Genomic DNA, 24,177 nt, shown 5'->3' with positions numbered 1-24,177 from the left:
TAACTATCTATATATCATTATAAAATATTTATTTTCGTAGCAGGAATACATATTTTTTTACAGAAATACTTTATGTTTGATTACATTTTATTGGAGTGGATAATATGTCTTTTCATATTCGTGAAGCTACGATAGACGATATAGATGCACTTTGTTCTTTAACCATAGAATTAAAAGGTTCCTCTATTTCTTATGAAGATATGAACAACCGATTGCAATTCGTACAAATGAGTCCTTTTGATTTTTTATATGTTTATGAGGAAGAAGAAACTATATGTGGATTACTTGGGTTTCGTATACGTGAAAATTTAGAAGATGTAACTCGTTATGGGGAAATTTCAATTATTAGCGTTGATTCTACAATACGACGAAAAGGCATTGGGCAAGTATTAATGGATTATGCTGAGCAATTAGCCAAGACACATAATTGTATCGGCACATGGCTAGTCAGTGGAACAAAAAGATTAGAAGCACATCCTTTTTACAAAAAATTAGGATATGAAGTGAATGGATATCGATTTGTGAAACATTTTTAAACTACTTATAAATGGAAAGGACTATAACTATGACAAACATTAAAGCAATATTCATTGATCGTGACGGTACAATTGGTGGCGACACTACAATACATTATCCAGGATTATTTACATTATTTCCTTTTACAAAAGCAGCCTTGCAAAAACTAAAAGCTCAAAATATAAAAATTTTCTCTTTCACAAATCAACCAGGTATTGCGGATGGGATAGCAACTGTAGAAGATTTTGCACAAGAATTAGAAGGTTTCGGTTTTGATGATATTTATGTATGTCCTCATAAGCACGGTGATGGTTGTGAGTGTCGTAAACCTAGTACAGGTATGCTATTGCAAGCAGCCGAAAAACATGGGCTTGATTTAACAAAATGCGCTGTAATTGGTGATCGCTGGACTGATATCGTTGCAGGAGCAACTGTACATGCGACGACGATATTAGTTCGAACAGGCGCTGGATATGATGCTTTACATACGTACCGAGACAAATGGGCACATATTGAGCCAAACTACATTGCAGAAAACTTTGAAGATGCTACAAATTGGGTTTTAAATCAACTATAATGCAAATTAAAAGAGACGCCTTCAAAATGAAAGCGCCTCTTTTAATCTAATATTTTTTAAAACGTTAATTCATAATGGAAATAACGATTATCTCTCAAATAGCCATTTTCAGCGTATAATCGCTGCGCTGATAAATTATCAATCTCTGTTTGTAATTTTACACCTTTTGCACCATTTTCTAAGGCAAATTCTTTAGCAGCTTCTAATAATTTTTTTCCTGTTCCTGCTCCGCGCTTAGCAGCTTGTACAAATAAATCATTTAAGATCCATAATTCTTTCATCGAAATAGAAGAAAATGATGGATATAATTGTGTGAATCCAATATATTCACCGTCTTCAACTGCCACGAAAATAACGGATTCTTTTCTCTCAATTCGATTTCGTAAAAATACTTTTGCTCCTTCTATATCGGAATCTTGTCTATAAAACGTACGATAGTTATTAAAAACTGATGCTAGTCCATCTAAATCTGCAATTGTTGCCTCATATATTCTCATTTTACTCCATTCCCCTTCCAATACTGTCTCATTATATCCGTTGCCCATTTAGGCTGTAGAATTTCTTCGTTCGGCATAAACTCTTTCATTATCGGCTTTATATCCAATATAGGTGTGCCATCAATAGCATCTAACCCCTCAACAATAATTGATTTACCTTCTCTTTTGATCACCTTTACAATTGTTGCTCCTATGCGATTCGGGCGATTTTTCCCGCGCTGTGCAAAAATGCCTACTTTAGGATAATCATTATTATTTCTAGGATGTCTAGCAACATATTGAATTTGTTCATCCGTTACTTTATGAAAATAAAAAACAACTTCAATATGAGAAAAATCTTCAATCCCTTGTATACTTTCCTCTGTATACATTTCAGTTAAATTAATATAGGATCTTACTTCTCCCCACTCATCATCTTTTATTTCCTTTCTTTCATTATGTACAAATGCGATTGGTTGAACTGAAAACATACGCATTCCCCCTTAAATGTAACCACTTACATTATAAAATATTTTCTGAATGTTTTCCAGATACACGAATTAAGTTTACATAATACATTTACAATCTACTTTCTAGAGCGACATTTATCGCTTCAATTGCGTGGATATAAGTCGTATCAAATATCGGAACTGCTACGTCTTCCTGCTTTATTAATAATCCTATTTCTGTACAACCTAATATGATTCCTTGTGCCCCTTCTTGTACTAGCTCTTCTATAACTCTTTTATAATACTCCCTAGATTGAGATGTTATCTTTCCTAAGCATAATTCTGTATATATTACTTCGTTTATTTTTTCTCTATTTTTTTCTGATGGTACTATGACTTTTATATCATTCTCTTCAATACGTGACTTATAGAAATCTTGCTCCATTGTATATTTAGTTCCAAGCAAACCAACCGTTTGAATATCTTTCCTTTTAATTTCTTTTGCAGTTGCATCTGCAATATGTAAAACTGGAATATGAATATTCTCCTTTATTTTCTCAACTACTTTATGCATTGTATTGGTGCAAATAATTATAAAATCTGCTCCTCCCCTTTGTAGCGAATATGCTGCATTCCCTAATACTTCTCCTGCTCCATTCCAATCTCCGTTAGACTGGAATCGTTCAATCTCTTCAAAGTCTACACTATTTATCATACATTTTGCTGAATGTAACCCTCCCAATCTCTCTTTTATTTCTTCATTTATGATTCGATAATATTCAGAAGTTGATTCCCAACTCATACCACCAATTAAACCTATTGTTTTCATTACACCAACACCCACCTTATACTGTTTTTTAAAACTAATCATAACATTTTATTATGTATATTATACATAATAAAACAAGACTTTACGTTTATAATATAAAGTCTTGTTTTAACTATTTCCAAGGAAATTTTATAAGAATATTCTGAAATTAATTATCAAATGTTTTTATAGAATCTTCATATTGATAATGAAAACATTCTCGATACAACTGTTTAATTTCATCATATGATGGCACACGTGGATTATTTGCTGGACTTCCACTTTCAATTGCATCTGATGCCATTTTAGAAATAGCTTTTTCAAATTCAACCTCACCAATTCCGTATTCTTTTAAATTTGGAATACGAAGATCAAAACAAAGTTTTTTTATTTCTCCCAGCGTGTAGTCGGCTACTTCTTCATCACAATAGGAATACAAATCTTTATTTATACAACGTCCAATTTCCGCTAGTCTTTCTACTGCACTTAATTCTACTTTTCCAAATGCTTTCATACCAATTTCAGAAAAATCAAAACCATCCGGATACCACTTCGGTATCATAATAGTAAAAACTTTATTCATTACACCTACTAAAATAAGTGGTATAAAAGCAATCACTTGCTGAACTCTTGTAATTTCAATACTTTTAAGCACCGGCATATCTTTTTGTTCTACTTGCAAAGAAGCTGCCATTTCAGTATCTCCATCGTTAAAACCAAAATACCCTTCTCCTGCCGCCTTCGCCTTCTTACGTCTACTCTCTAAATATAGTAATCCTAACGTCAGTACAAAAATTGCCCCTACAATACCAAGTACCGGTGCAGCATAAATGTCCGTTTTAAAAAATGTTGTAGGTATTACGTTTTGAATTTGTGGTGTTCCAGGTAGCGCATCCATCGTAAACGTGACGGCTCCAAGTACAATCGTTCCAGGGATTAAACGCTTCGGAATATTCGCTTGTCGAAACAGCTTAGCTGCGAACGGATATACAGCAAACACTACTACGTACACACTAACGCCACTATACGTTAAAATAGCACCCATTAATACAATCGCTAAAATCGTACGTTTTTCACCAACTAACTCTATAATTGTCTTTGCAATCGAGTCTGCAATTCCTGACATTTCTACTACTTTCCCAAATATTGCCCCAAGTAAAAATACAGGGAAATATAGTTTAATAAACCCTACCATTTTCTCCATAAAGATATTCGAAAAGAAAGGTAATACAAAACTAGGCTCTGTCAAAAATACCGCAAATAATGCAAATATCGGTGCAAATAAAATAACAGAAAACCCTCTATATGCTACAAACATAAGTAAACTAAGTGCTAATAATATAATAACTAGCTCCAATCATACCCCTCCTTTAAACAGAAAATTCAAACTTTTACAAATAAACTTCTACTAATCTTTTGATTCTGACATCCCTCCTCTTATTCATACAAACTTTTCATGCTAAAAATGTCTAATTATACATATTCGATTACATATGAAAAATCCCTTTAAGCAGAAACGATTTCATCGTCATACATTATAAAGGGATTGTTAGTCTCAATATTTACTTCTTTATCAAACTATTTTCTAAACAAAGATGATGTAGTTCGTTTACATCGTTTACTATATGAGTCGCACCAACTTCAGTCAATTCTGTTTCACTACCATAGCCATATAAAACGCCAATTGAAGCAATTTCATTATGATTTGCCCCTATTATATCGTGTTTCCTATCTCCAATCATAACAATTTCTTCTTTATTAAGTTCTTCATTTGTTTGTAAAATATGAGCAATGATTTCTTCTTTTTTTATTCTCGTACCATCTAAATTACTTCCAATTATACCTTCGAAATAATTCGTTAGTTGGAAATGATCTAGTACTTTTTTTGCAAATACAGTAGGTTTTGAAGTTGCTATAAATAAACGATTTCCGGTATCTTTTAATTGTTTTAAGAGATTTGGAATACCCTCGTAAACATTATTTTCTAACAATCCACGCTGCTTTACATACTCTCTGAAATAAAAGACAGCTCATTCAACTTCTCCTTCGTTCATATTGTATCTCTCTACGAATGATTGCTGAATGGGTGGACCAATAAATGAATCTAACTCGCTTACATGTAATTCTTCAATTCCAACCTTTTTTAATGCATATAATACTGAATTTATAATTCCTTCTTTCGGATCCGTCAATGTTCCATCTAAGTCAAATAGAAATGTTGTGTACACATTTAATCCCCCGCTCCTATTTACTTTACATATTATATAGAAGGCTTTTTCATGCCTACCTTTTACTATACTACCATTATTTATCTTTTCAAAAAATTACCTCTTCTATGTCACATACGTTCAGTTACAAAATGGAGTACATATGATAAAGTAAAAAAGTTATAATTATTTTAATAGAAACTGGTGAATCTAATGTCAATAACGTTAATTGTTATAATGGTTTTCACAATTGTTATTCACGCGGTTGAAACAAGCTCTTATAGTATTCGATTAGCTGGAGTGCGTTTAAAGAGAATTGCTGTTGCTTTGTCTGTCGTAGGCATGGTGTTACTTATTTCAAGAACATCTAACATGTTACAAGCCTTTTTAATCGGCGGGATTGTCGATGAGGCAAAACGAGACGCTTCCATTAATTTAGAACATATTATACGGCTCGTTCTATTATCTGCCTCTGTCGGTACATTGATTGCGATTATACTATATCCAACTTTGACCAAATTATTTGGATATGTCATTCAAAACTTTGAAACAGACGGTTCTTTCATTCGAATGATGAAAACAAATAACATTCAAAAATTAAAGTACACAAAAAAATACGTACGCTTTCCAAAATTAGAAATGATTCATAGACTACGTATCGGTGGTATTCCAAAACGTATTATGCTTATTAATATGTTTGCTACTGCAATTTATACAGCTGGTGTTCTTTCAGCCCTATATGCTTCTTTTTTACTTCCAGCTTACGCAACAAAAGCTACTACAGCTTCTGGCCTTATTAATGGTTTTGCTACTATTTTATTAACAGTGCTGCTCGATCCACGTATCGCTCTTTTAACAGAGCGAGCTCTTCAATCAGAAGAAGGTGCAGAAGTAATGAGTAAAATGTATGGTTGGCTAATGATTTCTAGACTTTTTGGTACGTTATTAGCACAACTGTTATTCATACCAGGTGCTTACTGGATCACATGGATTATTAAACTGATGAATTAGTCCTCTATAAAAATAGTAGGTGGGATAACAAATGACTATACAAACAGAGCAAGATATAATTCGATTAATTGAAAACGACGAATGGATGATGAACGTATTACAAATGGCAAAATCACTAGAGCTACCTGATTGGTGGATTTGTGCCGGGTTTGTTCGCTCTAAAATTTGGGATACTTTACATGACTACGAAATACGAACGGCCACACCAGATATTGATGTCATTTATTTCGATCAATTACATACAGATGATGTATATGAGCAATCACTAGAGAAAGCACTGGTAAATATGGATGCTTCTATACCTTGGTCGGTAAAAAATCAAGCTCGTATGCATGTAGTGAATAATATGCCACCGTATTCTTCTTCTGTTGATGCTATTTCTAAATTTCCTGAAACAGCAACCGCTTTAGGAGTTACGCTTGACGAACTAAACAACGTCATATTAACAGCCCCATGTGGTATTGAAGATGTTCTTTCCTTACAAGTGAGGCCAACAGCTCATTTTCTTGAAACAAAAGAACGTATACATATGTACAAAAACAGAGTTATTAAAAAGAATTGGCAAAGTAAATGGCCAAACATAACAATTACATATCCAGAAATTTAGAAAGGGTGCTTCTCATTTATAGAAGCACCCTTTTCTTCATTTCAAAAAATGCATGACTGTTTCTGCAAATCTATCTGCTTCTTCATAATGCGGTGTATGACCACTCTCTTCGAATACAATATACCCCCCATTTTGAGCATCTTTATTAAACGTTTCAATTTGTTTTTCACATGTTACTACATCATGTTTTCCTACAATTAATAACATTGGATTTTGTATATCTTTTATTTTTTGTAATAATGAAGTATGAACTGCTCCTTCTACCTTTAATCTATCAAAATGAATTTTGGAGCGATTTGAAAATACTTCCCACTCTTCATCACTATATAAACTCTCGTCTGTCACATCTTCCTTATAGTTGTAAATCTCCATTCTATTTTCTTCTAATTCATTGCTTAGTCTTATATAAGCATCTAGCAACTCTTCTGAAGTAGCATTGCTAGATGAATAAGTAAGGGACTCTTCTGCTACTTCTTCTTTTCCATACTTTTTTAATAAATGCCCTGTCTTTTGTAACAAAGCTTTACTTGTTAATGCAAAATCGAAAGTTGGCGCTTCAAATATGATTTTCTCTATTGAACTTGGATATATCGACGCATATAACAATGCTACATATCCACCGAAAGAATGTCCAATGACAGACCATTTCTCAATTTGTAATACTTTTTTTAGTTCCTCACAGTCTTCAATCAAATCATGTAATCCAAAAGCTTCGTCCTCAGTAATTTCTTCTGAGCGACAAACACCTCTTTGATCTATCATTATTACATATAAAGAATCTTTTAAACGTTCCGCTTGATGAAATGAAAAATCATAGCAACTTTCTCCTGGTCCACCATGCAAGTATAAGACTGGATTATTTTTAGGATTTCCATGCGTTTCAACGTATATCTTCTTCCCTCTAATATGCATGTATTTCCCAGTTTCTATCAAATTCGCCTTTATAATCATCACCTTCTTTTTTACTGAATATCATAACATTTAATGTTAAATAATTCCTATTACATTTAAAAAGACGATGATTATTGCAAGTGGCGCTACAAATCGAAGTAAAAACGCCCAACAAGTAAATACTTTCTTTCCATAATTTCCACCTACAAAAAACTCTGCTTCTAGCACCTTCTTTTCCATTTTGAATGAAACGAAAATACTAATAAATAGTGCTCCAAGTGGCATTAATATATTACTAGATAAGAAGTCTACTGCATCAAAAATATTCTTTCCGAAAATCGTAATATCACTCCATATTCCAAATGATAACGCGGATGGTATACCTACTAAGAAAATGCCGAAACCGATTATCCATGATAATTTCGTTCTCTTTTCTTGTTCACCATTTGCTAATGCTGAAACAACTGTCTCTAGTAGAGAAAATGCCGATGTTAATGTTGCAAATGTAAATAGTGCAAGAAATACTGTTAAGAACAACCCACCGAATGGAATTTGACTAAATACAGATGGTAATACGATAAATAGTAATCCAGGCCCTTCTGTTGGCTCCATTCCTAATGAAAATACGGCCGGAAAGATAGCAAGACCCGCAAATAATGAAACAAATAAATTCAATGCAACAATTGTCACTGCTGATTTTGGTAAACTTTCTTTTTTATTTAAATAAGAACTATACGTAACCATAATGGAAATCCCGATACTAATCGCAAAGAATGATTGGCCCATTGCAAACAAAATACTTTCTGAAGTAATCTTTGAAAAATCTGGTTGTAAGAAAAACTTCACACCTTCCATTGCATTATCAAGTGTTAGTGAGCGAACAATAAGAGCAACAAATAATACGAACAATGCTGGCAACATATATTTACTTGCTTTTTCAATTCCATTTTGTACACCTTTTGATACAACCCAAATTGTAATGAACATAAAAGCGAAATGTCCCACAATCGCCCAAGCGGGATTTCCAATTGTTTCATTAAATAATGCTCCGTAATTTTGTCCTGGAGTAATAAGTTGTCCCGTTACTCCTCTGAATAAATAAATGAATACCCATCCACCTACAACGCTATAAAACGAAAGTAATATAAAACAAGTTCCAACACCAAGACGCCCAATCCAGTGCCATCCTGTATTTGGTGCAATACTTTTAAATGCTCCAACTGCTTGTTTCTGCGTACTGCGTCCAATCATAAATTCAGCTATAAGTAGTGGTAGTCCAATTAATAGAGTAAATAATATAAAGATTAAAAAGAATGCTCCTCCCCCGCTCTTCCCAGCGATATAAGGAAACTTCCATATTGCACCTAGTCCAATTGCTGATCCTGCTGCAGCCATTATAAAACCTAATTTCGAAGTCCATTGCTCCGTCTGTTTCATCTTATTTTCCTCCTAATTAAATTAATTTATATAAATAATTAAATTTTATAAACCAATCCGAATAAACCCTCCATTTCTATTTCCATAAAATAAAAAAATGGCTCAACGTCTCTATATAAAGAGACGCTAAGCCATTTACTTAACGCGGTACCACCCTTATTGATTCCATTATGAATCCACCTTAGTAGTAATCGTTTGATTACAAACCTAATATCGAAGGTTAACCGTTAAGATTTACTAAGAATGTGATTCCGTTCCACCTTACTGCTCCTAGGCGAGTTCAGGATGTCATTTGACTATGTCACACCAACCCATAGCTCTCTGTACAAATATACGACCTTACTACTCCTATTCAACACATTTTAATATTTAGAATATATTTTCTTTTGAAATTAATATGAAGTATATCGGTTATATTTATAACTGTCAAGAGCTATATTAAAATTTGATGAGAAAATGCGGAATTTTCTTCCCCTATTATTAAGGGATAAGTCTTGTACAGTCCCTTGGAAAAGCACTCGCCTCTCGTACATTTGTTAATTCTAATAGTTTGTATATAACTCTCTCTAATCCAATTCCAAAGCCACCATGCGGGGGACAACCGTATCGGAATGTATTTAAATAAGATTGAAATTTATCTGGATGTAATCCTTTTTCTTTAAAAGAAGCGAGTAACATTTCATAATCATGAATTCGCTGTGCCCCTGAAGTTATTTCTAGTCCTTTATATAGTAAGTCGAACGAATCAGTAATAGATGGATTCTCATTATTCGGCATCGTATACATCGGCCTAGCTTCTTTTGGATAATGTGTAATGAAAACAAACTCACTCTTATATGTTTCCTTCACATATTTCCCTAATAGCTTCTCACCTTCTGTATCTAAATCTCCAATTGGCGATTCTTTTCGGTACTTACTTTTCAAAATTTCTTGCGCTTCTAACAATGTAATTTTCGGTATTTCTGTAATAACAGGTACTTCTATTTGTAAAAGTTGTATTTCTTTTTCACAGTTTTTTGCTACTTGTTGAAACATATATCGTAAAACATCCGTTTCTAATTGCATCACTTCATAAAAATCATGAATAAATCCAAGTTCTACGTCTAACGATATATATTCATTCAAATGACGGGAAGAATTATGATGTTCCGCTCTGTAAACAGGTGCAACTTCAAAAACACGTTCTAACCCTCCAGCTACCATCATCTGTTTATAAAACTGTGGTGATTGTGCTAAATAGGCTTCTTTTTGAAAGTATGGAAGTTTAAAAACATTTGCTCCTCCTTCTGCCCCTTGTGAAACAATTTTCGGAGTAAATATACGTGTGAAATCGTTCTCTACAAGAAATTCACTAAAGCTCTGAACGAGTGTAGATTTCACTTTAAATATCGCCGCGGTTCTCTCATGTCTTAATGATAATACCCGCTCATTCAGTAGTTGATCTAAGCCAACTTGCAATTTCTTTTTATTTATTTCAAATGGAAGTGGTTCTGCGCCATTTAATATTTTCACTTCGTGAGCAAGCACTTCGACCCCTAATTCTGTTTTCGAAGTCTCTACAATTTCACCAACGACTTGAACGACACTTTCCACATCTACCTTATATCCAGCTAACTCATTTTCTAATACACATTGCATAACTCCCGATCGATCCCTTATTAATAAAAAACTAACATTACCTAGATGACGAATCTTTTTTACCCATCCTTGAAGTAATACAACCTTTCCGCTTTGTACCGTACATTCTTTTGTGAGTGAACGCTTCATTATTAACTCCATTATTTTTCCCTCCAGTAATTTTATATTTATTTACGTTATTGTTGTCATCGTCATCATCCACGGTCACTCACCTCCTTTCAAAGAATACAAAAATCCGCCCCTATAAATAGGGACGGATTTTTCCGCGGTACCACCCAAATTGTCATAATGACCATCTTAGCCCTGATAACGGTAGGTACCGTTTGCTTTTACTAATTATCACGTTCAAAGCAACACTCACAGGTGTCTTTCCATCATGCGGTATCGCAATCTTCTCAGCAACCGATTGCTCTCTGTAGACCTTTGCATCATGTACTTTTCCTGATCCTCACTTTTTATATTTACAGAGTATTCTATCTCTTTGTTTTATAAAACGCAAGCCTTTTTAAATATATTTTGATTTTTCATATCCAATTTTGTACAATCTCCTCTAAAGCCATTCCACGTGAGCCTTTCAATAATATGATATCCTTATTCGTAATAACTTTTAATACTTTCTCTGCTATCTTGGTCTTATTATTAAATGACTGTACTTTTCCTGTATCATATTTCTTTCTTGCTTCTTCCGCTACAATTTCAGCTAACTCTCCATAAGTGAATACGTATTGAATGCTCTCTTGATTTAACATTTTACCAATTTCTCTATGATATGTTTCAGCTTTCTTCCCTAACTCCAACATATCCCCAATTACTATCATTTTTTTCTTATAGGCATTTAATGTCTGTAACGTTTCAATTGCTGCCTTCATTGAAGAGGGACTGGCATTCCATGCATCGTTAATAATTGTAAAACCTGTTTTTGCAGTTAAAAATTGAAAGCGCATATGAGTAATATTTACTTGCCGCAATGCTTCCTGTATTTTTTCTGTAGGGATATTATAAAATTGACCTACGGCGATTCCGACAATCGTATTTAAAATATTATGTTTTCCATGTAAGGGAACATCGTACTGGATATTTGAATCATTTAATTTAAAATGAACACCATACACATCTAATTGCACGTTTGTTGGAAACAAATCATTTGTATACTTTTCACCAAATGACTTACATTCTATACCTAGCATATTATTATTTTGAGAAAGTAATGCCTCATCACCATTATATAAAAACAGTCCATCGTCTTTTAATCCGTCTACAATTTCGAATTTAGCCTTCGCAATCTCTTCTCTTGATCCAAGCGTTTCTAAGTGTGACTGTCCAATCATTGTAATGATCGCTACATCCGGCTGCGCTATTCGTGATAGATTTCTAATTTGTCCTTTTTCACTCATTCCCATTTCAAGTATTAAAAACTCTGTATCTCGTTTCATTTCTAGAATTGTTAACGGCAAACCGATTTGACTATTTAAATTCCCCTTCGTTTTATGCACTCTATAAGTTGAACTTAAAATGCCTCCTATTATATCTTTAACTGTTGTCTTTCCGTTACTACCTGTAATACCAATTACTTTTACACCTACTTCATTCCGATAAAATTGTGCCAATTGTTGCAAAGCAAACAAAGTATCATCTACAAATATAATTGGCATCCCTTTTGGCGGAGTACCGTAAGACTTTTTCCATAAGGAAGCGACAGCTCCATTATCCATTGCCTCTTTCACATAATCATGTCCATCTTTCACCCTAATGATTGGAACAAATACATTTCCTTCTTTAATGCTTTTGGAATCTATGCAGACACCATGTATCTCTATATAATGAAACGATTCTTGTAACCCTTCTCCATCTACTACCTCTTCAAGTTTTTTCAAATTCATTTGAATCAAACCATCACCTTTTTTCCATTTTATTACATAATTTCCGTTTTATTTACGCATATTGATAAAGTGAAACTTTAATCAGTGGGGATTTTGTTCCTCCCCACTGATTATCAGCCCTCATCAATCGGGCTTTTACGGGCAGTTGATTCCCCACCTAACTGCTTTGCTTTCCCTGAATTTTGAGGTGGAGGGTCTTACTGCCCGCTAATGCGGGATAAAAATTTTATAGCGAGGTGTTTATATGAAAAAAGCGATTAGTTTCTTTCTTCTTTTGTTATGCCTAATTGCAGTGAATGAAACATACGCCTATTCACCAAAATCTTTACCAATCTCCCAAAACTCTGATCAATGGCAAGTGAATATTGATGAATCGAAGAATATAGGTAAAAATATGCTTCAAGCTAAAAAAGATGAATTTCAAACATATCAATTTTCAGTAAAAAATGTTGGAAACAGTGAAGTATATAACGTACAAGTCGAAGTATTCCGCAACGAGCCAAAAACGAAAACGAAATATGAACTTTTCTCACGAAAGGAAAGTCGCTTAGCAAGTGGAAAAACTGGATTTGAACATACTAATTTTCCAGTTGCGACAAAAGCAGATGAAGTTGATGTAATCATTACTTGGCAAGAACACCCTTTCCGCTCCATGAGAAATGGTCAAAAAGTTGATTCTAGAAAATTTAAAGAGCATTTTGTTTTTAAAGACGAAAAAAACAACTAGAATGCGGATGAATTTACATTAGCATTCCTATAGCTTACTTTACTAGTACCAGTGCTTAAGCAAATGAAAAAGTCGTGGCTTATAAACGCCACGACTTTTTATATTAATTCGTATTAATTCCTCTTGCTGCCCAAATACGATCGATATCAGCAGCATGTTGTCCGCCATATAAAAGAGCATCCGCTTGCTTAATCGCTTTTGCTCCATCACTGAATTTAGAGTTTGGTGTTAATGACCAGTGCGATTGTAAAATAATTTTCGTTGCTACATCACGTCCAAAAGCTTGTGCCATCTCATATTGACCTTGTGCCCAAATTTCCCCATCATCATGTACCTCATTTGTAACATCTTTCGGATACACTTTATTCGTATCTAATCGGCGCAAGCATGTCGGATCTGAACTAGAATAAGCAGTCGCATCCCATTCTCCAACACATGCTTTTCCGTAGCCTGTTGTCGATACTGCATCTTCATACGTAGCACCTAAGAAGTCACCAAATCCTTCTCCCATCGCTCCGCCTTCTGCTGAACTACCAAAGCCAGGAACTTGGTTATCTTGAATTGAATGTCCGTATTCATGTGCGATTATACCAGCATCTTCTGCATCATCTACTCCGCCAGTACCAAAAGTTAAAGCTTTCGTTGTCGGAGAATAAAATGAGTTATCCGCCGTCGTTCCATTCACATTCACTTTAATAGAGCGATTATTAATATTTTTAAATCCTAACCCTTGAATGTAACGCTGTAATGTATCGATATGATAATACGACATAACATCTTCAAAGCTATCATTTGCACGTGTATAGTTAAATTGTAAATTTGTAGATTTTGTTTTTGCTTTTGAAGAAATCGTTACATACTCTCCAATTAAAAATCCTGTCCCATCTAAACCTTTTAACGTAACAGTCTTCAATTGATTCGTTAACGCTGTTGAATCTGCATCATTATTATCTTTTAAACCTACTTTACTACCGCTAGATACGACTGGGTTAGGTAAAAATACTTTTCCTGACCCTTCAGCTTTTCGGTTTATATCAACCTTTTTAATTAACTTTCCATTTTCGGCATCAATAAATGTTTCCCATGCACCAAATGGATTATTAGAATGGACTACAACTTTGTATACTGGACGAGCAATTCCCTCTTCAACAATATATCCGAATTCTTTCTCTGTAGGAGCCCATAAGTTTTGCTCACTTGCTTCTCCAACATACGCCATTGATTTTTGTATTGCATCTTTTTCACTAATTTTTGTCGTTACTTCCTTCACACCTTTGACGGATTGATAATCAGAAACAGCAAGTACTCCCTTTCCCTCTCCGTTAAGTGTAACTGTAATTTGTTTTGAAAATACAGGTGCACCATTAACAACTTGCTGGAACCTAACATATGAAGCTACTGACGTTTCTGTTGTAGAAATATATTGTAAGTCTGAAAGGTCTGTTTTCAATCCATACTGTGCAGCATTTTCTTTTAAATATTCCGTTGCTTTTTTCTGCGGCGAATAAGCTTCTAGCTTTACTTGCTGCTGTTTTTCCAATGCCGAAACCGTAGAAATCGTCCCCATTACTAACGGCACAGTCATTGCCATTGCCACCATTTTTTTATTAAACATAGAACCACTCCCCCTAATAAAGTAGCTCAACCTTATCCCATTACCACTAGGCAATCATTCCCCACAAAATGGGGGGATAAAAATTGAATCTACGAGTAATTCTCTATAAACAATTCTATTACCTTTCCATTTAAGGTGAGTGAAATTTTCTCAATATTTATGTATAAAATGAGAAAAATACTGTAGAAATATATTTCTACAGTATTTTATTTAGTGTGCTATGAAGAAAGACATTTGCTAGAGAACCTATCGAACGGATTATGAAAAAATTCTACTCATACAAAAAGGAAGTTGGAATCATTCCAACTTCCTTTCTTCTTTAATGAGCCGCGCTTAATTTAATTCGAACTTTCGCTTCACCTAAAGATAGTTCATCGTCTTCATTCGTTAAGTGATCAAATGTAAATTGCTTAACGAGTAAATTTTCTTCTAATAAATCTTTATGGTTCGTTAATGTTCGTTGTAGTTCTTCCTCTGTATCAAGAATAACATCGACTCGTAAATTAACCGGTAAATTCAACTGTTTACGATATTCTTGAACCGCTCGAATGAATTCGCGCGCTAGTCCTTCTTGTAACAATTCTTCCGTCACATTCGTATCTAACATAACTGTATATTGTCCATTAGTCGTATTAGAAAATCCTGATTTCGCAACTTTCTCTACTAGTACATCTTCAGCTGTTACAACTACTTCTTCTCCTGGTGCTGCTTCGTAAACTGCTCTTTCTGTAGATACAAAATGTTGCACTTCTTCTTTTGGTAATTGTTTTAGCCATGTATTTACTGCATTCACATTTTTACCAAACTTCGGCCCAGCTGTTTTAAAATTCAGCTTTAATTGATAGGACGTATATTTCGTTTCATCGAGTTCAACATGGAACGCTTTGACATTTAGCTCATCCATGACGATATCACGATAAGATTCCCAATCCATATCATTCCCATTATGTGCTAGTAATACAAGTTCTGCTAACGGCTGTTTTACTTTTAAAGAATGCTGATTACGATTACTTCTTCCAAGTTCAACAACTTGTAAAACTGCATCCATTTCCTCTTCTAATTTCGGCTGAAGTAGTGATTCATTTACAACTGGATAATCCTCTAAATGAACGCTACTTCCAGTTAAATTTAAATGAATATCTTCAGCGACAAACGGTGTAAATGGTGCAATTAATTTACTAATTGTTACAAGTACTTCATGAAGTGTCTCATACGCAGCTGCTTTTTCAGCATTCATACCAGACTCCCAGAAACGATTACGTGATCGTCTTACATACCAGTTACTTACTTCATCTACAAGTGCCGCGATTTCACGAGCTGCATTCGTAAATTGATAATCATCAAGTGCAGTTCTCACTTTTTTCGTTGTGCTATGCAGTCTTGATAATACCCATTCATCCAATTTCGTCCGCTTTGCATCATACGTTTCTTTCGGATTATACTCATCTAAATTTGCATATAAAACGTAGAAACTATACACATTGACTAATGTATCTACAAATTTAGATTTCGCTTCCAGTACTGTTCTTTCAGAAAAACGCTTCGCATTCCACGGAGCACTGTCAACGAGTAGCGCCCATCTTAAAGCATCTGCACCAAACTGATTTACTAAATCAACTGGATCTAGTGCATTCCCTTTACTTTTAGACATTTTCTGTCCTTCTTCATCTAATACATGACCTAGTGATAACACTCGTTTATAAGGCACTTTTCCTGTATATAGTGCTGATACTGCTAATAAACTATAAAACCATCCGCGTGTTTGATCAATGCCTTCTGCAATAACATCTGCTGGAAACTGTTCTTCAAATAACTCTTTATTTTCAAATGGATAATGATATTGCGCAAATGGCATGGAACCACTATCGAACCAAACATCAATTACTTCTGGTGTACGATTCATTGTACTTCCGCATTTTTCGCAGCAAACTTGCATTTCATCTACATATGGCTTATGCAATTCCAAATCTTCAGGTGTTTCTTTCGTACTATGCTCTCTTAAATCAGCAATGCTTTTCGGCGCGAATTGATGATCGCAACTTTCACATTCCCAAACGTTTAATGGTGTTCCCCAATATCTATTTCGGCTAATATTCCAGTCCACCATATTTTCTAAAAACTTACCAAATCGTCCATGTTTCATATGGTCTGGATACCAAGTAACAGAATCGTTGTTTTGTAAAAATGTATCTTTAATTGCAGTTGTTCGGATTAACCAACTCTCTCCTGCATAATAAAGAAGTGGTGAATCACAGCGCCAGCAATGTGGGTAGCTATGTTCATACTTCTCTTTATGATACAGTAAACCTTCCTTCGCTAAATAACGAACGATATCCACGTCACAATCTTTTACAAATTTCCCTTTCAAAAATGGTACTGCTTCTGTATACTCACCTTTTTCATCTACAACATGCAAGAATGACAATCCTTCACTTTGCACGACTCTATAATCGTCCTCCCCATATGCTGGAGCGATATGAACGAGTCCTGTACCACTATCTGCCGTGACAAAATCAGCTGCGATAACTCGGTAGCCATTTGTAACTTCCTTCATTGGAAATGGCGGCATATAAGATGTGTCTACTAATTCTTCACCTTTATGAACAGATAATACTTCATAGTTTTCTTTTAATACATCTTGTACACGTTCTTTCGCAACAATGTATACATGACCTTCTTGTTTCGCTTTCACGTATTCCATATTTGGATGTACAGCGAGCGCAACATTTGCTGGAAGTGTCCAAGGTGTTGTTGTCCAACCTAGGAAATATTCATTTTCACTATCATTCACTTTAAACTTAACTGTTGCACTTAAGTCTTTTACTGTTTTATACCCTTGTGCAACCTCATGTGAACTTAGTGAAGTTTGACAACTTGGGCAGTATGGTGAAACTCTATGCCCTTTGTACAATAATCCTTTTTCATGAATCGTCCCTAAAATATGCCATACACTTTCGATATATGGATTCTCTAGCGTAACGTATGGATCATCCATATCTACCCAATAACCGATGCTTTCAGTGAATTCACGCCACTGCTTCTCATATGTGAATACGCTCTCTTTACACTTCTGAATAAATGGCTCAATTCCATACTCTTCGATTTCATGTTTACCAGAAATACCGAGTTGCTTCTCAACACCTAATTCTACAGGTAAACCGTGTGTATCCCATCCCGCTTTTCGTAGCACTTTATAACCAGCCATCGTTTTATATCTCGCTACTGCATCTTTAATTGTCCGTCCAAGTGCATGCCCGACGTGTGGTAAACCGTTCGCCGTTGGTGGTCCTTCATAAAACACAAAAGATTGTGCGCCTTCTCGATTCTGAATTGATTGCTTGAAAATGCTTTGCTCGTTCCACTGCTTACGAATACGTGTTTCTCTCCCTACAGCTGACTCTTTCACATCTACTTTCTTCATCTACAATCACTCCTTTAAATGTTTTAAAGCACACAAAAAACCCGTCCCTATGAAGTAGGGACGGGTTTAACCGCGTTACCACCCTAATTCTATTAGCTCTTCGCTAATAGCACTTAGCAACGTACTATCATACGTGTTCTTTGTAACGGTAGACATCCGTCCGGGCTTACTTATTTTCAGCCTCGGCTCCTCGGAGATGATTTTCAAATAACGTCTGCACACCGGCTTTCAGCTATACACCGGCTCTCTGGGGAACAATTCATTATTTTACTCGTTCTCGTCTTCAGATTTGTATACTTTATTAAAAGTTATTTTATGCCATTGGGCAATAAATTGTCAACTAATTCGAAATATATATTTAATTATACCCTTTTTTCACAATTCCTATACAATTATTTCTTAAATTCTTGTATTCCAGCTAAATCTTCATCTTCTTCAATAAGCTCAGCAAAGAATCCTGATTCATCCTCACGAAGAACAATTTCAAGCTCTTGCTTCGCCTCTTCAATTCTATTTAACTGTGCTAAATAACAAGCATGATCATATCTTGCTAACAAATCACTCGCATCTATTGTTAATACATCATTTGTTATTTTTTCTGCCTTTAGTATTTGTCCTGCACCATGATACGAAGATGCTAAAGAAAGAAGAATTGCTGTTTCATTTGGATGGTGTATTGAAGCATTTTCTAATACATGAATTGCCTCTTCAAACCTTTCTTGACTTTGATACATTTCTCCTAAAGCAAGAAACGCTCTACTTACAAACGGTGTTTGCTCCGTTAATTGTAAGGTAATCTTTTCTGCTTTTCTTTCTTCTCCTATTTTAAAGAATACTTGTGCTTGTAAAAGAAGCGTATCATAATCATCTGGTAACTCTCGAACCATTTGCTTCGTTACTTCTGAAGCATCCCGTAACATATCTTCTTCCTCACACTCTATGAAAAGATTTACAAGTTGCTTCGCTACATCGTAGTCCCATCTATTTTCTAACGATGTTTGCAATACATCTATCGCCTCTTTATACATCGTCACATTCTCGTAAAATAGTGCAAATCGCTGCGCTACCATACTATTTTTTTGATTTAACTTTAACGAAATTTCATACAAATCAATGATTGTAGTAATAATCGAAATTTCTTTCGCACGGTTTTTCATACGATAAAAAGCTCTCGTAATTATGGATTTCTTCGGCTGTTCGTTTTGTTGACGTTCAATCCATCTTTCCGTCACCGCAGATGCAGCATACATAAATGCCATACTTCTTTCTACCTTCTTCACCTTTAATGTATGAAGAAAATCTCGTATGTTAGACAATTTCTTATGTTGTTCTATCGCTTTTACATACACATCAAATATTCGTTCATTATTTGCATCTTTTTGTATCACTTTCATTGCAATTTCAATTGCTTTTGCATTTCTTTTTTTCACTAACACTTTTGCATAATGATATAGAACTTCTATGTGCTCACTATCTAATTGAAGTGCCTCTTCAATCTGCACTTGTTCTTTATCTATTTCATCCATCGCTCCGTACACATATGCAATCGCATCTAATCGCCATATTTCAGGTACTTCGTCCGCTAATTGTTTTAGTTCTGTCAGTAAATCTTCCTGAAGACTCATTTCTACTGAAAGCTGTGCCAAATATTCCATATTAATATGCATCGGCTCTTCTTTCATCGCCTGAACCATATGACTTTGTTCTTTAGAACGATTTTCTTCTTTTTCGTATATTTCTGCAAGCTGTAAATGTACACCTACGAAATTCTCATCCAGCTCTAAACATGTTTCATACGCTTGTTTCGCTTCCGTCAATTGCCCTAATGCCATAAGTGTTTCACCAATTCGGTAATACGGTAATGCCGTTTCCTTTTGTTCTATCGCCTTATTATACCTTTTCATTGCTTGGCCGTACTGCCCAATAGATTCATATAAAATACCTGTATAACAACCGTATTCGCTTATTTCATTTCTTTCTTTGTGTAACGTTCTTAAAAATGCTATACCTCTTTGTACAAATACCGTTCCTTTAATTCGATTCACATATTCATCTAACGCACTTGCCACATTATATTCGCTCTGCTTTATACCACTCTCTAACTTAGACAAAGCTACTTTAAACCCTTCTTCATTTCCACCAAGTTCAACCTCAGCATCCCATAGAACCATTCCCGCATTCATAAGAAAATCTTGGCTCTTTTCAATTTGTTTTTCAATACCGAGAATATATTGTTTCGCTTCCTTGTATTGTTCTTTCGCCATATAAACTTGCGTAAGTCCAAAGTGAGAATAAACATCATCATGATTTTCTTCTAAAGCACGCTTATACAATGTTTCTGCTTCTTCCAGACTATCATTTTGAAAATGATAGTCACCGAGTTTTACGTATAGAGGTGCCTTATCGTCACAATTCTCAATACCTTTTAATAAAATTTCTTCCGTACTTTCCTCATCCTTCAAATCAGACTCGTATATTTCCGAAAGTTTCGTATAGATGTAAGGTGCATTACTATCCAAATAAATCGCTACTTTAAGCCCTTTTATCGCTAAATGTAATTTCCCTAAATGATGCGCACATCTCGCGCGCTCATACCATACATGTGCCTCATTTTTATTCTCTCTTAACAGATCATTAAAAATTTCATACGCTTCTTCATATCTTTCTAAATCTATTAATATTAATCCGTGATTCGTTAAAGTGAATCGTTCTGGACTACGTTCTAAAGCAACTTGAGAAAACTGCAACGCCTTTTCAGATTGGTCGATGTACATATATGATAAAGCGAGAAAACTCCAAGCAATCGGCTGATCTGCGTCTATTTGTAATGATGAACGAAAACTTGAAATCGCTTCTAAATAACTTTCCTGTTCAAAAGCATATCTTCCGTTTATTAAATGATATAAAGCACGATTATTTTTCTTCTCAACACTCGCGAGCATTTGCCCAGCTTTTTCTAATTCTTGAAGGCGAATAAAGCATTGTGCACCATGCAATTTAACAAAATCTGAGTTTGGAAACTTCTCCATTAACTTTTCAATACAAGATGTAATAAACTCATTATCTACTTCAACATCTAAATGCTTAACCGTATATAACCACGTATTCGGATTTTCACCCGTCTCTTTTAAAAATTGTACTAAGTTAGTAATCCCCTCTTTATCATGTTCATCTAAATGATCCGTAAGAGAAAAAATAGATTTAAAATAATGATTCTCTTCTTCACTTAAAAATGCTAATTGCTCCTTCTTTTCTTTCGGAACAAACGTAATCGCTAAACACCCTGTGTAACGATATTTTTCTTGTAACTTACTATATTCCACAATAACTGGTTCGATAAAGTTCGGATCTTGAACATAAAAAGCTTGTAATGTATCATCATATCCAGCTAGCACTTGTACATGTGAAGCATGCTCAATATCTATACTTAATAAAACAGGAATCCCTTCATCCAGCAGTCTCTTATAATTTTCCTCATTACCTTTAAAATAACGATATTCATAACCTAATTCTTCTAAATAAGAAACAGTATCTGAAAACTTCGATCCTGTCATATCAAAAATAAACTCCGCTATTTCATCTTGTGTACGTTTTTCTCCCCATAACTGCAACATCATTTCTAAACTTGTCGGAACACAATAATTATCCTTTTGTACAATCGGAACTATCGGTAAATGAACCTTTTTGCCATCTGGATTTTTTTCTAAATTATGATATAAAGACTCTTTTAAACTTTTTTCTTCTTTTAATACCTGTTGTAAATCTACAAGTTTATTCATTTTGTAAAGCGCTTCTGCACGTAAATGTACAAAGTAAGTTTTATACGCATGATAAGGAAGCTGATTATTTATGTTATCTATTACCGCTAACATTTCTTCATACTTCCTTAAATCTAATAAATATTTTACCTTTTCAAAATGAAAATATGGTACTTGCGGGAACTTTACAATCGCATCATCAATTAGCTGTAAAGCACGTTTTTGTTCTCCTTGATTCGCATATAACTGTGATAATAAATAGGTAGATAACTCTTCACAATCTTTATGCTGCATGCCAGCTATAAATTGTTCTTCTGCTTTCTCCCATTCACCTGTATGCATATAGACGTAGCCCCATTTATCAAATACGGCACGTGCACTGTACGCCTCTGCCTTTTGCATATAGATTAGGGCTTCTTCATTTCGTTTCATTTCCAACAGACATCGTACTAATGTAAAATATGTTTTCGCTAAAAGATCAGCTTCTATCTCTTCTTTATTTACCTCTTCTAATGAGTCTTTTAATAACTGTTCTACTTCAAGTATTTTCCGCTCATCAATTAACTCATCACAATATAAAGAGAGCGTTCTCATATTTGGGAATTTTTTGTAGGCGTAGCGAATGAGGAATGAACTGTATTGGTGCATAAGCCCTTCATCAGTAAGGCGTATTAATATGTCAAACTCCTTATGCGAAGGAACATTAGCAAGCCAACTCTTCAAATAAGATAAAGCATTCTTTTCTTTTATATATGAAATTTCATTATTTATTTCCTGTAATCCATCTATAAATCTCTTGTCTTTCAAACAAGCATCTAACTGCTTAAAATCTAGCATGTATTCACCTCGAATAATTATTTGTACTGCTACTTGCTTAGATTTTACACATCATATTGTAGGTATTCAACTAAAATCTCTTATAATGGATGGTATTAATTAATATTATTCAAATTTATAACAAAATATAGTAAAAATGATTGTTTTCCCCCATATTTTGTTTAATTAAATGGAATAACGTAACATGAGGAGCTTATCTTTTGGAAGCTGAAATCCGTACATAAAATTATATCGGCGATAATTTAAATATATCAGCGATTTTTGAAATATATCGACGATTTTCAAAATATATCAGCGATTATACCGTGGATATCGACTTACCGACAAAAAATGACAATCCTCAAAATACCTCTACCTTTCAACATTCTATGTCACCAAATGTAATTTTCATATTCGGAGCATATACTAAAGAAGAATGTAGATGAAATGCCTTAAAAAATCGGAGTTCAGCTTCATATTGAGCTAGCGCATCATCATATGTTAATCCTCTAGTCATTAAACGATCTATAAATTGTTGCTTATCACCTGGATCTCCTGCAATCCCCTCTTCTTTTAATGAGTGATATAACTTTTCTTTACCATTATGATGCATATTAGAATCTAAAAAATTTACTTTATCACTTACTCTACATTGAATATTTTTTACGCCTAGTTCACTTAAAAATATCGGTATTTTCATACCAATATTTCCATCTTTTCCGCTTCTCTGCATGTCACTTTCAAATAACTTCTGCAAAGCACCTAGCCTAATAATTTCCGATTGATTCTCTCCATTTAAAGAGTATGAAGACATATTTGATATCCAATGTGGTTCAAAACAGATTATTTTTCCGTTCCTTTTAACTGAATGCATCATTTTTTGTAGCATCATTTTTGGCGAACTCATATGTAATAAGAAAGCATGACAAATTGCTATATCGTATGTATCTTTCAATTCAATTTCTGTAGCATCTCCCTCAAGAAATTCTGTCTCATACGGAAGTAAACGAAACAACTCTCTCGCTTCAGATAATAATGTTTCTCCACTATCAATGCCGGTATACTTTGATCCTTCTGGAAGTAAAGGCATTAATACTAAGCCTAAATAACCATATCCACAACCGTAATCAACGATATGTACGGGCTTAGTAATCTTCCAAACTATATTTACTAAAAAGCTTACATAATCGTCGTTGTAATATAAATCTCTTGTATTTTTTAAATATGTTAGCTTACTGTTCCAATCGTACGTTTCCAAGATTAACGCCTCCTTTTATATACACCTATTACAATTCTCCATTTAACAAAAACATTCCTACGCTTTAAACAATCCCCAAAAAATA

17 protein-coding genes, 1 pseudogene and 3 other annotated features are annotated in these 24,177 nt (G+C 34.4%); of the genes and pseudogenes, 5 read left to right on the top strand and 13 right to left on the bottom strand.

Annotation, left to right across the window (positions count from 1 at the left end):
- The first annotated feature begins 104 nt into the window (after positions 1–104).
- Positions 105–536, top strand: a complete 432-nt coding sequence (locus QCI41_RS01160; protein WP_353838641.1) for a GNAT family N-acetyltransferase — start codon at positions 105–107, stop codon at positions 534–536.
- A gap of 29 nt (positions 537–565) precedes the next feature.
- A complete protein-coding gene (locus tag QCI41_RS01155; protein ID WP_353838642.1) occupies positions 566–1,093 on the top strand; it encodes an HAD-IIIA family hydrolase in 528 nt (175 codons plus the stop codon).
- 56 nt (positions 1,094–1,149) lie between these two features.
- Here QCI41_RS01155 and QCI41_RS01150 read toward each other — a convergent pair whose 3' ends face one another.
- The 5 genes and pseudogenes from QCI41_RS01150 to QCI41_RS01130 form a co-directional block, all read right to left on the bottom strand.
- Positions 1,150–1,590 (bottom strand): GNAT family N-acetyltransferase, encoded by a 441-nt coding sequence (locus QCI41_RS01150; RefSeq protein WP_046955670.1) that lies wholly within the window; start codon positions 1,588–1,590, stop codon positions 1,150–1,152.
- On the bottom strand, positions 1,587–2,060 hold the full coding sequence (gene tsaA / locus QCI41_RS01145) for a tRNA (N6-threonylcarbamoyladenosine(37)-N6)-methyltransferase TrmO (protein ID WP_087980969.1): 474 nt from the start codon (positions 2,058–2,060) through the stop codon (positions 1,587–1,589). The genes QCI41_RS01150 and tsaA overlap by 4 nt, the downstream gene beginning before the upstream one ends.
- Positions 2,061–2,148: 88 nt before the next feature.
- Positions 2,149–2,847, bottom strand: a complete 699-nt coding sequence (locus QCI41_RS01140; protein WP_088080770.1) for an aspartate/glutamate racemase family protein — start codon at positions 2,845–2,847, stop codon at positions 2,149–2,151.
- 148 nt (positions 2,848–2,995) lie between these two features.
- Positions 2,996–4,183, bottom strand: coding sequence for a GntT/GntP/DsdX family permease (locus QCI41_RS01135; RefSeq protein WP_353838643.1), 1,188 nt, complete (start codon positions 4,181–4,183; stop codon positions 2,996–2,998).
- A gap of 205 nt (positions 4,184–4,388) precedes the next feature.
- Positions 4,389–5,054, bottom strand: a pseudogene (locus QCI41_RS01130) (HAD family hydrolase).
- A gap of 192 nt (positions 5,055–5,246) precedes the next feature.
- Here QCI41_RS01130 and QCI41_RS01125 point away from each other — a divergent pair.
- Positions 5,247–6,044 carry a lipid II flippase Amj family protein gene (locus QCI41_RS01125; protein ID WP_353838644.1) on the top strand — a complete coding sequence of 266 codons (798 nt, stop codon included), beginning with the start codon at positions 5,247–5,249 and terminating at the stop codon, positions 6,042–6,044.
- A gap of 31 nt (positions 6,045–6,075) precedes the next feature.
- Complete coding sequence (locus QCI41_RS01120; RefSeq protein WP_353838645.1) at positions 6,076–6,651, top strand: nucleotidyltransferase family protein; 576 nt, start codon at positions 6,076–6,078, stop codon at positions 6,649–6,651.
- A gap of 36 nt (positions 6,652–6,687) precedes the next feature.
- On the opposite strand, the gene QCI41_RS01115 is transcribed toward QCI41_RS01120, so the two are convergent.
- From QCI41_RS01115 to QCI41_RS01100, 4 genes are all read right to left on the bottom strand, one after another.
- Positions 6,688–7,602 (bottom strand): alpha/beta fold hydrolase, encoded by a 915-nt coding sequence (locus QCI41_RS01115; RefSeq protein ID WP_353838888.1) that lies wholly within the window; start codon positions 7,600–7,602, stop codon positions 6,688–6,690.
- Between the two features lie 36 nt (positions 7,603–7,638).
- Positions 7,639–8,979 carry a sodium-dependent transporter gene (locus QCI41_RS01110; RefSeq protein ID WP_353838646.1) on the bottom strand — a complete coding sequence of 447 codons (1,341 nt, stop codon included), beginning with the start codon at positions 8,977–8,979 and terminating at the stop codon, positions 7,639–7,641.
- Between the two features lie 116 nt (positions 8,980–9,095).
- Positions 9,096–9,344 (bottom strand) — a binding site (T-box leader).
- Positions 9,345–9,459: 115 nt separating this feature from the next.
- Positions 9,460–10,758 (bottom strand): aspartate--tRNA(Asn) ligase, encoded by a 1,299-nt coding sequence (gene aspS / locus QCI41_RS01105; protein WP_353838647.1) that lies wholly within the window; start codon positions 10,756–10,758, stop codon positions 9,460–9,462.
- Positions 10,759–10,863: 105 nt separating this feature from the next.
- Positions 10,864–11,075, bottom strand: a binding site (T-box leader).
- Between the two features lie 66 nt (positions 11,076–11,141).
- Positions 11,142–12,497: a UDP-N-acetylmuramoyl-tripeptide--D-alanyl-D-alanine ligase gene (locus QCI41_RS01100; protein WP_353838648.1), complete on the bottom strand. Its 1,356-nt coding sequence runs from the start codon at positions 12,495–12,497 to the stop codon at positions 11,142–11,144.
- A gap of 244 nt (positions 12,498–12,741) precedes the next feature.
- On the opposite strand from QCI41_RS01100, the gene QCI41_RS01095 reads away from it, so the two are divergent.
- The gene (locus tag QCI41_RS01095; RefSeq protein WP_353838649.1) at positions 12,742–13,224 is read left to right on the top strand and encodes a hypothetical protein; all 483 of its coding nucleotides are present in this window, start codon (positions 12,742–12,744) and stop codon (positions 13,222–13,224) included.
- A gap of 103 nt (positions 13,225–13,327) precedes the next feature.
- On the opposite strand, the gene QCI41_RS01090 is transcribed toward QCI41_RS01095, so the two are convergent.
- The 4 genes from QCI41_RS01090 to QCI41_RS01075 all read right to left on the bottom strand — a co-directional run bounded on the left by QCI41_RS01090 (position 13,328) and on the right by QCI41_RS01075 (position 24,092).
- Positions 13,328–14,839, bottom strand: coding sequence for a M36 family metallopeptidase (locus QCI41_RS01090; protein WP_353838651.1), 1,512 nt, complete (start codon positions 14,837–14,839; stop codon positions 13,328–13,330).
- 319 nt (positions 14,840–15,158) lie between these two features.
- Positions 15,159–18,260, bottom strand: a complete 3,102-nt coding sequence (gene ileS, locus QCI41_RS01085; protein ID WP_353838652.1) for an isoleucine--tRNA ligase — start codon at positions 18,258–18,260, stop codon at positions 15,159–15,161.
- 53 nt (positions 18,261–18,313) lie between these two features.
- Positions 18,314–18,553: a binding site (T-box leader), on the bottom strand.
- Positions 18,554–18,652: 99 nt separating this feature from the next.
- Positions 18,653–22,855, bottom strand: a complete 4,203-nt coding sequence (locus QCI41_RS01080; protein ID WP_353838653.1) for a tetratricopeptide repeat protein — start codon at positions 22,853–22,855, stop codon at positions 18,653–18,655.
- Between the two features lie 358 nt (positions 22,856–23,213).
- Positions 23,214–24,092 (bottom strand): class I SAM-dependent methyltransferase, encoded by an 879-nt coding sequence (locus QCI41_RS01075; RefSeq protein ID WP_353838654.1) that lies wholly within the window; start codon positions 24,090–24,092, stop codon positions 23,214–23,216.
- Positions 24,093–24,177: the final 85 nt, after the last annotated feature.

Origin of the sequence: Bacillus cereus group sp. MG4, from assembly GCF_040460055.1 — a bacterium.
Lineage (GTDB): Bacteria > Bacillota > Bacilli > Bacillales > Bacillaceae_G > Bacillus_A > Bacillus_A wiedmannii.
This window is presented reverse-complemented; position numbering and strand designations above follow the sequence as displayed.